The sequence below is a fragment of the Nocardia sp. NPDC050435 genome (assembly GCF_040655395.1).
Taxonomy (GTDB): Bacteria; Actinomycetota; Actinomycetes; order Mycobacteriales; family Mycobacteriaceae; genus Nocardia.
In genome coordinates, this window is sequence record NZ_JBFAJW010000006.1 from 509,332 (window position 1) to 523,737 (window position 14,406).

The following is a 14,406-nucleotide window of genomic DNA, read 5'->3' on the forward strand; positions in this document are numbered from 1 at the left end:
GCCCCTTGCTGGGGCTCAGACTCGGGTGGTCTCCAGGACCGCGGCCAGATCGGCCACCGTCGGCTGGGCCAGGACCGTGCCGACCGCCAGGGTCACGCCGAATTCCCGTTCCAGTTCACCGACCAGGCGCATCACCCGCAGCGAGTCGCCGCCGAGATCGAAGAAGCTGTCCTCGATGTCGGTGACCTGCGCGACGCCCAGCACCCGGGCGAACACCGCGCACAGCGCGTGCTCGGTCGCCGTGCGCGGACCGTTGCGCACGGTCCGCTCCGGCGGCGCGGGCAGCGCGGCGCGATCGAGTTTCCCGTTGGGCGTCAATGGAATCGAGGCGATCACCACGATGTCGGCGGGCACCAGCTGGGCGGGCAGCCGCTTGCGCAGTTCCGGACGCAGATCGGTGAGCGCGCAGCCCGGCTCGGGCACGACATAGCCGATCAGCCGGGCCGCGCCCGCGCTGTCGCGGCGCACGGTGGCCGCGGCCCGCCGCACGCCGTCGCAGGCGGTGAGCGCGGCTTCGACCTCGCCCAATTCGATACGCACGCCGCGGATCTTCACCTGGTGATCGCCGCGGCCCAGGTACTGCAACTGGCCGTCGCGCCGGCGCCACACCAGGTCGCCGGTGCGGTACATGCGCGCGCCGTCGGCGGCGAACGGATCGGGGACGAAGGCGGCGGCGGTCAGGCCGGGGCGGTCCAGATAGCCCAGCGCCACACCGTCACCGGCCATGTAGAGCTCGCCGACCGCGCCGATCGGGACCTCGCGCAGACCCGAATCCAGCACTCGCGCACGGGCATTGCGGACCGGGCGCCCCAGGCACGGCGTCCGCGACCCCTGCACCGGCGACCCCATCGCGTTGATGGTGAACTCGGTCGGCCCGTACAGGTCGTAGCCGTCGACACCGGGCTGCTCGCGCAGCCGCGTCCACAGATCGGCGGGCACCGCTTCGCCGCCCAGGATCACCAGCGCCGGAATGTGCTCGCCGTCGAGCAGGCCGCCCGCGATGAGTTCCTTGGCGTAGGAGGGCGTCACGTTGATGACGTCGATGCCCACGGCGCGGTAGTGCCGCACCAGCGCGGTCGGTTCCAGGCGCGCGCGTTCGTCGATGACGTGCACCTCGTGCCCGGCCAGCAGCCAGAACAGCTCCTCCCAGGACATGTCGAAGGAGAACGAGACGGTGTGCGCGATCCGCAGCCGGCCGCGGTCGGCAGCGCGCTCGGTCGGGCGGAAGATCTCGTCGACGTGGTTGTGGTACATCGCGGTCAGGCCGCGATGACCGACCACGACGCCCTTCGGCTTGCCCGTCGAGCCCGAGGTGTAGATGACGTAGGCGGGCTGATCGGCGGTCACCGGGCCGCATACCGCGATCTCGGGCACCGCCGGGGCGGGTGCGCGGCCGTCGAGCACATCGGCGACGGCGGGGTCGTCGAGCAGCACGGCGTGGTGGCTCGCGTCGAGCAGGGTGCTCGCCTGCTCGGTTGTCGAGATCACCGCGGCGGCGGCACTGTCGGCGATGAGGTCGCGCAGGCGGGCCGGCGGGTGCGCCAGATCCAGCGGCAGGTAGGCCGCGCCGGTGCGCATGACCGCGAAGATCGCGACGACGTGGTCCGCGGTGCGCGGCAGCGCCAGCGCGACGGTGTCGCCGGAGCCCGCACCGGCGGCGGCGAGCACGCGGGCCAGCCGATCCACCCGGTCGTCGAGTTCCCGGGCGGTCAGCGCGACTTCGCCGCACACCAGGGCGGTGACGTCCGGGGTGGCCGCGGCGCGCTCGCGCAGCAGCGCGTCGACGCTGCCGCCCGGCGCGCCGGGCACCGGCACCTCGACCCGCTCCGGAGCGAACTCCAGCGGAGTCGTGGCCGCCGGAACCACGGTGTCGGCCACGCGGGCGGTGGATTTCGCCGCGATCAACTCCAGCACGGCGACCAGGCGGCCCAGCAGCGCGGCCGCTTCGTCGGCGGTGACCAGGTCGGGCCGGTGCTCACAGGTGATGGCCAGCGGCGTGCTGGGCGAACCCGGCTCGATGTCGAGGGTGATCGCGTAGTGCGTGCCGTCGATCGCGTCGAAACCCGCGATGCCGTTGCGCTGGAACATCTCCGATTGCGCCGCGGTGTCGCGGGGCACGTTGCGGAACACGGTGAGGGTGTCGAACAGCGCCGGCACCCCGGCCGCCCGCTGGATCCGGCCCAGGCCGAGCTGGTGATGCTCGGTGAGCCGGCCCTGCTCCCGGAACACCCGGCGCATCAGATCGGTGACCGGTTCGCCCGGGCCGGTGCGGACCCGCACCGGAACGGTGTTCAGCGCCAGCCCGACCATGCGGTCGGCGTCGGGGACCTCCGGGGAACGACCGGACACGGTGGCGCCGAAGACGACGTCGTCGGAACCGGTGGCCGCGCGCAGCGCCAGGCCCCACGCGGTGGACACCACCGTCGACAGGGTCACCCGGGCCTCGCGGGCGAAGGCGTGCAGCGCCCGCGTGGTGTCGCCGGACAGGCCGGTGTGGGCGAACACCGGCAGCTCGGCCTTCTCCGCCGGGCGCTGGGTGGCGACCAGCGTGGGCTGGCGCAGCTCGGCCAGATAGGCCGACCACGCCGATTCGGCTGCCGCCGTGTCGGTCTCGGCGAGCCAGCGCAGATGGTCGCGGAAATCGGCGGGCGCGGGCAGAACGGAGTCCAGCTCGGCGCCGCCGATGCGGGCGTGCTCGTAGAGCGCGAACAGCTCGCGGTACATCAGGGTCTGCGACCAGCCGTCGGTGAGCAGGTGATGCTGGGTGCACACCAGGTAGGCCCGGCCGCCCGGCAACCAGGCCAGCGTCATCCGGATCAGCGGCGGCGCCGTGTAGTCGAACGGGATCGCGAACTCTTCGGCGTCGAGCTCCCGCAGCGCCGTAGCGAGTTCGGCGTCCGGAACCGCGGTGAGGTCGGTTTCCCGGAACGGCAGGCGCGCGGTGGCCGGGATGAACTGCACCGGCTGCGCGAAGCCCGCGTGGGTGAATCCGGCGCGCAGGTTCGGGTAGCGGCGCAGCAGCGCGTCGGCGGCCGCGCGCAAGGCGGGGACGTCGACCGCGGGTGCGCCGGATTCCGTGGCGGCGAAGGTGAATCGCGGCTGCATGTGGTAGGCGTCGCTGCCCGCGGCGCTGTCCAGCACCGACTGGAAGTACATGCCCTCCTGCAACGGGCCCAGCGGCAGGGCCTCGACCCAGCCCGGGGACAGGGCGTCCAAGCGGGCCCGGGCTTCGGCGTCCAGGGTCAGCAGGGGTTGCGCGTCCGACGCGGGGTCGTTCCGAACCGGATCATCGACCCGCCGGGCGGCGGCGGGATCCGGCAGCGCCTTGCGGTCCAGCTTGCCGTTCAGAGTCAGCGGCAGCGCCGGGATCGTCGTGATCGACTGCGGCACCATGTATTCCGGCAGCAGGGTGCCGAGATGCGCCCGCACGTCCTGGGCGTCGAGCGCGCTCGCGGTCACGATGTAGCCGAAAAGCCTTCCGGTACCGGCGGAATCGGTGCGCACGCAGGCGGCGGCACCGGAGACGCCCGGTACGCGCCGCAGCGCGGTTTCGACCTCGCCCAGTTCGATGCGGAACCCGCGCACCTTCACCTGATCGTCGGCGCGGCCCTGGAACCGCAGACCGGCGGCGGTGCGGCGCACCAGGTCACCGGTGCGGTACAGGCGCTGACCCGGATGGTCCGGATCGGCGACGAAACGTCCGGCGGTCAGCGCGGGCCGGTTCAGATAGCCCCGGACCACCTGCGCGCCACCGAGATACAGCTCACCCTCGGCGACCTCGCGCAGTTCGCCGTCCAGGATCCGGACGTGCACGTCGGTCCACGGGGCACCGATGGTGACCTCGTCCCCGGCGGTCAGTTCGGCGCAGGTCGCCCAGACGGTCACCTCGGTGGGGCCGTACACATTCCGCACGGCGGCGCAGTGCGCGACCATGTCCACGGCGAGATCGGCGGGCAGTGCCTCACCGCCGACCAGGGCCCGCACCGCGCCGAGGCGCTCGGCGTCCTCGTGCTCGACCAGCACCCGCCACAGCGACGGCGTCGCCTGCACGACGGTCGCGTCGTGCGCGGCGATCAAGGCGTGCAACGCGTCCGGATCGAGCACGGTCGGGCGATCGGCGACGATCACCGTCGCGCCGACGGTCAGCGGGCAGAGCAGTTCCAGCACCGCGATATCGAAGGACACGGTGGTCACCGCGACGAAGCGGTCGCCCGGCCGGATCCAGCCGTCGGCCACCACCGTCTCGGCGAAGGCGGCCAGGTTGGCGGTGCTGATCAGCACGCCCTTGGGATTGCCGGTCGAGCCGGAGGTGTGGATGACGTAGGCGAGGTGCGCGCCCGCGACCGGCGGCTCCGGCAGGACGGCATCGGCCGTCTCCGCGCGGTCCACCAGCACCGTGCGCGGCGCGGCGCCCGGCAGCCGGTCGGCCACCGCAGTGCTGGTCAGCACGCAGCGCGGGCGCGCGTCGTCGAGCATGTACTCCAGGCGCTGCGCCGGATACTCCACATCCAGCGGCAGATACGCGGCGCCCAGCCGCAGCACGGCCAGCAACCCGACCACCAGCTCGGCCGACCGCGGGAGCGCCACGGCGACAACCTGTTCCGGCCCGGCTCCGGCCGCCGCCAACCGGCGCGCCAGCTCGTCCACCCGCGCACCGAGCTCGCGGTAGGTGAGCACGGTGTCACCGCTGATCAGCGCGGCGGCCTCCGGGGTGCGACGCACCTGTTCCGCGAAATTCACGGCCACGCCCTTCGGGGCCGCGGTGCGGCGAGGGGGATCCGAGAGGATATCGACGGCGGCACCGTCGCTGGCGGCGTCGGAAACACCGTCGGGTGACCCGTGTGCCGTGGTCTGGGTCTGCCCGTGCACGGAATCGGCGACGCGCACCGACTTCGGCTCGACGTCGACCGAGTTCCCGTTCCGGGGCCGCGAATCACCGGCTCCGAGCGTGGAATCCGATGGCGCGGACCGCGAAACACGCTGCTCACCAGCTGTTTCCGTCGCGTCGGCGCGCGACCGCCGCCAGCGCGCCTCGTCCACCACCGCGCTGGCGGCGAGACCGCGCGCCGTCGGCGCGTCGAAGATGTCTGCCACAACGATGCGCAGCCCGACTTTCCGGAGCGCGCCGACCAGGCGCATGGCCGTCAGCGAATGTCCGCCGAGACTGAAGAAGTCGTCGTCCGGGCCGACCTCGGACACCTCGAGAACGCGTGCGGCACAACGGCGGACGGCATCGACATATTCACTCGTCTCGCCGCCCACGTCCTCGCGCGCAGCCTCATCCCCACGCACCTCGTCATCCCGGCGCACGCCGGGATGAACACCGTCAGCCGACGACGCGCGACTCCGCTGGTACCCGAGCACCGTCGCATCGGGGGCAGCCGTCAGCAGTTCCCCGGCGGTCTGGTCGGGCCCGGCGATCAAAGCCGTCAAGATCTCGACAAGCCGGGTCGCCACGCGCTGCACCAGCTCACCGGAAACCGCGGCGGTGTCGTGGTCCAGGATCAGTTCCAGCCCCGGACTCGGCGGGGCGAGCAGCGTGATCGGATAGTGCGTGACACCGCGGTTGGTGAACCCGGCGACCCGCAGATCATGGGAATCCGGTTGCCCGGGTCCGGAATTCGGGAAGTTCTCGAACAGCACCAGGGTGTCGAAGAGCTGACCCAGCCCCGCCACGCGCTCGACCTCCGCGAGCCCCGTGTGCTCGACCTCCTGGATCGCGAACTGCGCCTCCTGCAACCGGGAGAACTGGTCGAGCAGCGGCTGCGCCGGGTCGATGCTCAGGCGCACCGGGATCGTGTTGCTGAACAGGCCGACCATGGTTTCCACGCCGGGCAGGTCGGCGGGCCGGCCGGAGACCGTCGCGCCGAAGACCACGTCGGTGCGGCCGGTGAGCTCGGCCAGCAGCGCACCCCAGGTGCCCTGCACCAGGGTGTTCAAGGTCAAGGCCCGGGAGCGGCCGAGCGCGCTCAGCGCGGACGCCGTCTCGGCCGGCAGCGGCACCCGCAGCGTGGAGCGCGCTCCGCGCTCCCCCGGCGCGCCGACCAGCGTCGGCTCCGTGAGACCGGCCAGGCGCTCACCCCAGATCCGTTGCGCCACCGCGTGATCGCGAGCGGCGATCCAGCGCAGATAGTCGCGGTAGTGCGCGGCCGCGGGCAGTTCCCGCGCACCGTGGTAGAGCGAGAGCAGTTCGCGCACCATGATCGGCGTGGACCAGCCGTCGGTCAGCAGGTGGTGGGCGTTGAGCACCAACCGGTGCGCGTCGCCCGGTAGTCGAATCAGCAAGGCGCGCAACAGCGGTGCGGCGCTCACGTCGAAGAGCTGGGCCGCGACTTCGTCCTCGAGCCGGTCGGCGGAGCGCAGCGCGGCGCGGGCGGGCAGCGCGGACAGGTCGACATGCCGCCACGGCACCCGCACGGTGCGCGGGATCGCCTGGACCGGCCGTTCGAACTGCGCGTAGTGGAAGGCCGCGCCCAGGTTGGCATGCCGGGCCACGACCTGGTCGAAGGCGGACTCGAGCCGCTCGGGATCGAGTGGACCGGTCAGGTCGAAGCGCGCGGTCAGCGTGTAGACGTCGTTCTCACCGTCGCGAATCGCGTGGAACAGCAGCCCTTCCTGCAGCGGCGAGAGCGGCAGCAGATCGGCCAGCGGTCCGTGCACGGCCTCGAGTTCGTCGATGCCGTCCTGGTCGACCTGCACCTCCGGGCTGTCCGACGGCGTCAGGCCGCCGGGGGCGAGCACCGCGTGGGCGGCGAAGGCCTCGAGCGCGAATTCCCAGTGCTGCTGGAGCCGCGCCACCTCGGCGGCGTCGAGCACGTTCGCCGCCGCGGTCCACTCGACCGCCAGCCGCGCCGCTTCCGCCTCGTGCACGAACACGTTGAGCGCCAGCACTTCCGAGAGCGCCTTGGCCGCCGGTTCGAAGACCGCGAACGGATCCTGTTCGGGCAGCCGCCATCCGGTGCCCGGCAGTGCGGGGAACCGTCCGAGATAGTTCAGCAGCAGTTCCGGCGAGCCGTATTCCGCGAGCTCGGGCGCGGTCTCGGGATCGAGATAGCGGAGCACGCCGAAGCCGGCGCCGCCGTCGGGGACGGCCCGTTTGGCTTCCTTGACGGCCCGCAGCAGCCGTCCGGCGGCCGCGCCGCCGTCCAGCGCGTCGGACAGGTCGGCGGCCGCGGTGATCGCGTCCACGGGCACGCGGACCGGGTACTCGCTGGTGAACCAGCCCAGGGTGCGCGCGAAGTCGGTGTCGGCGCGCAGCGGGTCACGCCCGTGCCCCTCGACCGACACCAGCTGCGCCGCGTCGCCCTGCTCGCCCCGTTCCTGCCGCCACGACCGCAGCGCCAGCATCAGCGCCGCCAGCAGCACCTCGTCGACCCGCGCGCGGTACGCGCCGGGCAGCGTGGTCAGCAGCGCCTGGGTCAGCTCCGGTGACGCGAAAGTGTGTGTCCGAGCGGCAGTGCCGACGGTGTCGCGGGCCGGGCACAGCTCACGCGCGCCCAGCGGGACCGCCCCCGCCAGCGTCCGCCGCCAGTAGTCCAGCTCACCACGGCGTTCCCCTTGCGCCCCTTGCTCGGCCAGCACCAGCGCGTGCCGCCGCCACGAGGTACTCGCCGGGAACGCGGGCAGCGTCCGCCGCTCCCGCGCCGCGTCGCACGCGTCGTGCAGATCGGGCAGCAGAATGCGCCACGACACGCCATCCACGACCAGGTGATGCGCCACGACGATCACCCGATCGGGCCCGGAGTCGTTGCGCAGCAGCAGCACCCGCAGCATCGCGCCCGTCTGCGGATCGAGTTCGCCCGCCGCCTGCTCCGCGTGCCGCCGCACGCGCTCGTCCAGCCGGTCCGCCGTGCCGGACGGATCCAGCTCGGTGACCAGATCGGCGGCATCGACCGCGCCGACATCGCGGATGATCAGATCCGGGGCGTCCCCGGTGCGGCGCAGCAGCAGGCGCAGGGCGTCGTGGCGGTCGAGCATGGTCTGCACCGCGACCGTCAGGTCGGCCAGGGCGAGGGGCTCGTCGACGAGCACCGCTGTCCACTGGGCGTATCCGGCGACCGCGGTGAGGTCGGCGTTGCGGTCGAACAGGGCGCGCGCGATCGGCGGGACCGGCACCGTGCCGGTGGCGACGTCCGGCGTCCGGGGCGTCTCGTCGGCGTCGACGGCGCCGGCCTGGGTGGCCAGGGTCGCCAGATCCCGCTGCGCGAGTAGCTCTTTCGGTTGCAGGATCAGGCCGCGAGCGCGCAGCCGGCTGCTCACGCTGATGGCGGTGATGCTGTCGCCGCCGAGGCCGAAGAAGTCGTCGTCCACGCCGACGCGCGGGCGGCCGAGCACCTCGGCGACCACCTCGCAGAGCACCCGTTCGCGTTCGGTGCGCGGGGCGCGGCCGTGCGAATCCAGTTGCGGGGCCGGCAGTGCGGCCCGGTCGAGCTTGCCGTTCACGGTGACCGGGAGCTCGTCGAGGAACACGATCGCGGCGGGCACCAGATGGTCGGGCACGTCCGCGGCCAGCGTGCGGCGGAGTTCGTCGGCGGCGGGCAGGGTGTGCCCGGTCGTCGCGACGACGTAGCCGATGAGCTGGTTCGGCGTGCCGGTGGTGATGATCGCCGCGGCGGCCGCCACCCCGGGCAGCGCGCCGAGCACCGCCTCCACCTCGCTCAATTCGACGCGGTGGCCGCGGATCTTGACCTGCTTGTCGCCCCGGCCGAGGAATTCGTAGCCCAGGCCGGGCACCCAGCGGGCCCGGTCACCGGTGCGATACATGCGGTCGCCGGCCGCGCCGAACGGATCGGCGACGAACCGGTCGGCCGTGCCCGCCGGACGGCCGAGATAGCCGCGCGCCAATTGTGGTCCCGCGAGATAGAGTTCGCCGCGTTCGCCGTCGGCGACCGGGCGCAGGGCGCTGTCGAGCAGATAGGTGCGGGTGCCCGCGAGGGGATGCCCGATGCGCGGCGCCGCGCCGGTGACCCGCGTTCCGATGGCGTCGACGGTGGCCTCGGTGGGTCCGTACAGGTTGTAGGCGGCGATCCCGGCGTCGAGGATGGTGTCCCACAGTGCGGGCGGCGCGGCCTCGCCGCCGACCACCAGCAGGCGCGGCCGGGCCGCGGTGAGCATCCCGTTGTCGACCATCGCGGCCGCCATCGACGGCGTGGTGTCGATGACGTCGATCTCGTCGCGCGCGAACGCGGCGACCAGCGCGACCGCGTCCCGCTGCAATTCGTGGTCGTAGACGTGCACGCGGTGCCCGCACAGCAGCCACAGCAGCTGATCCAGGGACGAGTCGAAGGCGAAGGAGGCGGTGTGCGCGGTGTGCAGCTGCCGGTTCCCCGCCGCGGCGGCGGTCTCGGCGTAGATCGTGGACCGGTGGTGGTGCAGCAGATGCGCCAGACCACCCGTGCGCACCAGCACGCCCTTCGGCACGCCGGTGGACCCGGAGGTGTAGATGACATAGGCCAGGTGCTCCGGCGACCGCGGCGCGGCGAGCTCCGTCTCGGCCAGCGGGCCGGCCGGGTAGGCGGCGAGTTCGGCGGCGAACGAATCCGCTTCCAGCCGGACCGGTTCCGGGCGATCGCCGCCCGCGAGCTGCCCGGCGAGTTCGTCGTCGCTCAGCACCAGCGCGGGTCGCGCGTCGTCGATGATGTCGCGCAGCCGCTGCGCCGGATGCTCGGGATCCAGGGCCACGTACGCCGCGCCCGCGTCGAGCACGGCCAGCAGCGCCACCACCAGATCAGAGGTGCGCGGCAGGGCGATCGCGACCAGGTCGTCCGGGCCGAGCCCGCGCGAGCGCAGCGCCCGGGCCAGCCGGTGCACGCGACCGGTCAGCTCGGCGGCGGTGAGGCGCTGGGTGGCGCACACCAGCACCACGTCGTCCGGCGACTGCGCGCCGAGCCGGTTCAGGACCTCGGGCACCGCCTCGACGACGCCGGGCAGGGCCTGCGCCGCCCGCGCGGCGAGAATCCGCGCGGGCTCACCCGCCGCGGCCAAGTCCACCCGCCCGATCGCGGGTTCGCCGGAGTCGGTGAGCCCCTGGATGATCCGCACCAGCCCGTCCAGGCGGCGCTGCACGCCCGCGCGGTCGTTGGTGCGGGCATCGACCTCGAAGCCGAGCTGCACCGCCCCGTCGGCGATCGGCGTCACCGTGAGGCCGAGATCCTCCGGCGGCCCGCCGGCGACATTGCGCAGCACGCCCACCGCGCCCGCGAAGTCGAGGGCGAAGTCGAAAGCCTTGAGGTTGATGCCGATGCCGTGCAACAGCGCGCCGGTTCCGGCCGCGCCCAGATCGCGGGCCAGGTTCTCGCCGCGATAGCGCTGGTGCGCGCGCAGTCCGCGCATGGCCGCGGCGACCTGCTTGCTCAGTTCCGCCACGGTGTCGTGGCTGCGCACCGTCAGCCGCAGCGGCAGCACGTTCACGGCCATGGCGGGCGTGGTCAGCGCGGTCCGGCCGACGCGCGCCATCAGCGGCATCGCGATCACGACGTCGGATTCGCCGAGCAGGCGGTGCACGAATCCCGCATAGCAGGCGATGAGCACTTCGGCCCAGGTGGTGCCGGTGGCGGTGGCGACGGCGCGAACCTGACCCAGGTCGGCGGCCGAGAGCACCGCGCGCGCCTGGATGGTGCGTTCGGCGGGTCCGGTGACGCGTTCACCGCGCCCGTCCAGCGCGGGCAGCGGGGTGAGCAGATCGCGCCAGTAGGCGCGGTCCTGCTCGAATTGCTCGCCCGCGCGGTACTGCTCGTCCTCGGTGACCAAGGTCTGGATGGCGCCGAACGGAACCGGCGCGACCTGGCTTTCCTGCACCAGCGCGGTGTAGTGCGCGGCGACCCGGCGCGACAGCATGGCCGCGCTGTACCCGTCGACGATCAGGTGATGGTAGAGCTGCACACACCAGATCTCGCGGTCGCTCAATCGGATCAGCTGATAGGTGTAGAGCTGGCGGTCGATCATGTGCCGGCAGTACTCCGAGGCCCGGCTGCGTTCGGCGTCGACCAGGGCGTGCGCGACGGTGACGGGGTCGGCCTCGGCGCGCAGGTCCGCGATCGGCCGCAGTTCGGCCGGTGCAGCGCTGACGAACTGCCGGGGGCCGTCCTCGGTGTCGAGCATGCGCAGCCGCATCGTCTCGGCTTCGGCGATGGTGCGCCGGATGGCCTCGGTCAGCGCCTCGAGGTCGATCGCCTCCGGGCCCGAGATCTCGAGCACCTCGCCGACCAGGTAGCTGCGCGATTCGGGGTCCAGGCGCTGGGCGTTCCAGATGCCGAGCTGGGCTCCGGTCAGCGAGAACGTCTGCACGCCACCGGCTTCGGAACCCTCAACTGGCAGCGCACCCACACCGAACTCCTAAGTCCTTCGAACCCGGCTACCCACCTAGATAGGTAACCCTAACCTGAATGAGCCTAAACTATTCCGGGTCGAAACTGGAACCTAGAGCGTTCGAGCGCGCGCTATCTCACTCGTCTTCGTGCGCGTCCTCGAAGTCGGCGACGCCACGCTTCCAATACCCGGTCACCTGGTGATCCGCTGCCGCGAGGCCGAATTCGTCGCGCAGCACCCGGCGCAGCGGGCGCACCGTCACCGCCTCGCCGGCGACCCACGCGTAGAGCCGCTCCCCCGCCGGGACGCGCACGGCGCGCACCGCGCGCGTCAACGCCTCGGAATACCCGGCGGCGACGCCCTCCCGGTACAGCCACACCACCTGAACACCGTGCGGCGCGGCCAATTCCACCGCCTCCGACGCGTCGGCCACCTCGACGAACGCCCACCCGGTCGCGGTCGGGGGCAGCGTCTCCAGCCAGCGCGCGATGGCGGGCAGGGCGGTGATGTCACCGGCCAGCAGATACCGGTCGTAGGTGTCGGGCACCACCAGACCGCCCGGCGGGCCCGCGATGTGCACCCGGGTCCCGGGCTGCACACCGGCCGCCCACTCGGCGGCGAAACCACCCGGGTGCAGCGCGAAATCGATATCCAGCTCGTTCGCCGCCGGATCGAACCGGCGCACCGTGTACTCGCGCGAAATCGGCAGCGGCCGCGGCCATTTCATGCTCAGACCGACCTGCTCGGGCAGCCGGAGACTGCCGTCGGCGTCCGGGAAGATCAACCGCACGTGCTCGGTCGGCGCGTGACTCTCGAAGCCCGCCAGCTCCGGGCCGCCGAAGGTCAGCCGCAGCAGCGCGGACCCGATCAGCTCCCGCCGCAGCACCTCCAGCTCCCGCAGACCGATCGGATACGGCACCTTCGCACCGCCCGAACCGGCCATGACCTCCGCGATCCGCTCCCGGTGCACACTGACAGTCATCGGCAACTCCCTTTCCATCCAGTCCGTTTCACCTTCTGGCCTCGCGCGCGAGCAGCCAGACGAAGTAGGCGCCGCCGATCGAGACCGTCACCACACCGACCGGCAACTGCGTCGGCGCGAACGCGCGCTGCGCGATCCAGTCGCTGAGCAGCAACAGCAGCGCGCCCAGCGCGGCGGCCGGCGCCGGAGCGACCGTGGCCGAGCGGGTCAGGCGGCGCGCCAATTGCGGTGCCGCCAGGGACAAGAACGCGATCGGGCCCGCGGCGGCCGTGGCGACCGCGGTCAGCGCCACACCGACCAGCACCGCCGCCAGCCGGGTCGGTTCCAGGCGCAGGCCCAGCGCCTGGGCGGTGTCGTCGCCGAGTTCGAGCAGCGGCATACGGAACGACAGCCAGCAGACCGCCGGCAGCAGCACCGCCAGCGCGACCGCCACCGGCGTGACCTGACTCCAATCCAGCCCGGTCAGCGAACCCGAACCCCACACCGCCGCCGCCATCGCGGTATTCACGTCGACCTTGAGCAGCAGCCAGACATTCGCCGACTGCAACATGGTGCTGATCGCGATGCCCGCGATGATCAGCCGGAAGCCCTGCATGCCGCCCTTGTAGGACAGCAGATAGATGAGCGCGGCCGTGGCGATCCCGCCGACCAGCGCACCGAGCGCGGTCTCGCGGTACCCGCCGCCGAAGAGCAGCATGACCACCAGCGCGCCGGTGTAGGCACCGGTATTGAAGCCGATGACATCGGGACTGCCCAGCGGATTGCGGGTCAGCGACTGGAAGATCGCGCCGCTGGCGCCCAGCGCCGCACCGAGCAGCACGGCCAGCAGCACGCGCGGCATCCGCAGATCCATCACGACGAATTCGGCCAGGCGCGTCGAGTCACCGAAGACGGCCCGCACCACCGTCGCCGGCGACAGCTGGTATTCGCCGGTGCCCAGCGCCAGCACCGCCACCACGGCGGACGCGGCCAGCAGCACCGCGATCACCGCGGGCGTCCGCAGGCCGACCCGCACCGAAAAGCGCTCGCCCGCCCGCAACACCACCGTCCGGCGGCCGAAATCCACTCGCGGCGCGGTTCTCACAGCCCGCTCACCTTCTTCCGTCGAATCAACGCGATCAGCACCGGCGCACCGACGAACGCGGTCACGATGCCCACCGCCAGCTCGTCCGGGCGGACCACCAGGCGGCCGACGATGTCGGCGACGAGCAGCAGGATCGGCGCGAATACCATCGAGTACGGCAGGATCCAGCGCTGATCGGGACCCACGATCCACCGTGCCACATGCGGAATCATCAAGCCCACGAAGCCGATCGGGCCCGCGGCCGCGGTCGCCGCGCCGCACAGCAGGGTGACCGCGGCCACCGCGGCCACGCGGGTGCGGACGATGTCGGTGCCCAGCGTGCGGGCCAGGTCCTCACCGAGCGCCAGCGCGTTCAACGGGCGTGCCACCGCCATCGCCAGCACCAGGCCGACCACGATGAACAGGCTGACCGGCCAGACGATCTCGAGCCCGCGGCCCTCGACCGAGCCGGCGTTCCAGAAGCGCATCTGGTCGAAAGTCTTGGGGTCCAGCAGCATCAGGCCCATCGTGACACCGCTGAGCACCGCCCCCAGCGCCACCCCGGCCAGGGTGAGGCGGATCGGGGTCGCGCCGCCGCGGCCCAGCGAGCCCAGCGCGTACACCGCCACCGTCACCACGGCCGCGCCGAGGAACGCGAACCACACGTAGGACCAGACACTGGTGAGCCCGAACACCGCCACGCCCAGCGCCACGAAGAAGCCCGCCCCGGCGTTGACGCCGAGAATTCCGGGATCGGCCAGCGGATTACGCGTCATCGCCTGGATCAGCGCACCCGAAACACCCAGCGCCGCACCGACGATCACCGCCAGCACCGTGCGCGGCAGCCGCAGGTTGCGCACCACCACCTGCTCGTCGGATCCGTCGAAGTGCCACAGCGCGTCCCAGGCCGTCCCCACCGGGATGTCGCGGGCGCCGATCATCAGGCTCAGCACGCACACCGTGGCCAGCACCCCGACGCCCACCAGCAACCACAGCGTCCGGCGCGCCAGCACGGCGGTGGGTACCGCTGTGACCGTGGGTGTTTCGACCACTG

General features: G+C 72.4%; 4 protein-coding genes. All 4 read right to left on the reverse strand.

The annotated features are described in order from the left end of the window. Positions 1-15: 15 nt before the first annotated feature. The 4 genes from AB0I43_RS21625 to AB0I43_RS21640 all read right to left on the reverse strand — a co-directional run bounded on the left by AB0I43_RS21625 (position 16) and on the right by AB0I43_RS21640 (position 14,404). The gene (locus tag AB0I43_RS21625; RefSeq protein ID WP_356975328.1) at positions 16-11,325 is read right to left on the reverse strand and encodes an amino acid adenylation domain-containing protein; all 11,310 of its coding nucleotides are present in this window, start codon (positions 11,323-11,325) and stop codon (positions 16-18) included. Positions 11,326-11,443: 118 nt separating this feature from the next. After that, positions 11,444-12,289 carry a siderophore-interacting protein gene (locus AB0I43_RS21630; protein ID WP_356975326.1) on the reverse strand — a complete coding sequence of 282 codons (846 nt, stop codon included), beginning with the start codon at positions 12,287-12,289 and terminating at the stop codon, positions 11,444-11,446. Between the two features lie 28 nt (positions 12,290-12,317). Beyond that, on the reverse strand, positions 12,318-13,373 hold the full coding sequence (locus tag AB0I43_RS21635) for an iron chelate uptake ABC transporter family permease subunit (RefSeq protein ID WP_356975324.1): 1,056 nt from the start codon (positions 13,371-13,373) through the stop codon (positions 12,318-12,320). Further along, positions 13,370-14,404: an iron chelate uptake ABC transporter family permease subunit gene (locus AB0I43_RS21640; RefSeq protein WP_356975322.1), complete on the reverse strand. Its 1,035-nt coding sequence runs from the start codon at positions 14,402-14,404 to the stop codon at positions 13,370-13,372. Before AB0I43_RS21640 ends, AB0I43_RS21635 begins: the two co-directional genes overlap by 4 nt. Positions 14,405-14,406: the final 2 nt, after the last annotated feature.

Excerpts from the sequence above, each read along its gene's own strand:
- AB0I43_RS21630 (WP_356975326.1), bottom strand. The coding sequence starts at position 12,289 with ATGACTGTCAGTGTGCACCGGGAGCGGATCGCGGAGGTCATGGCCGGT.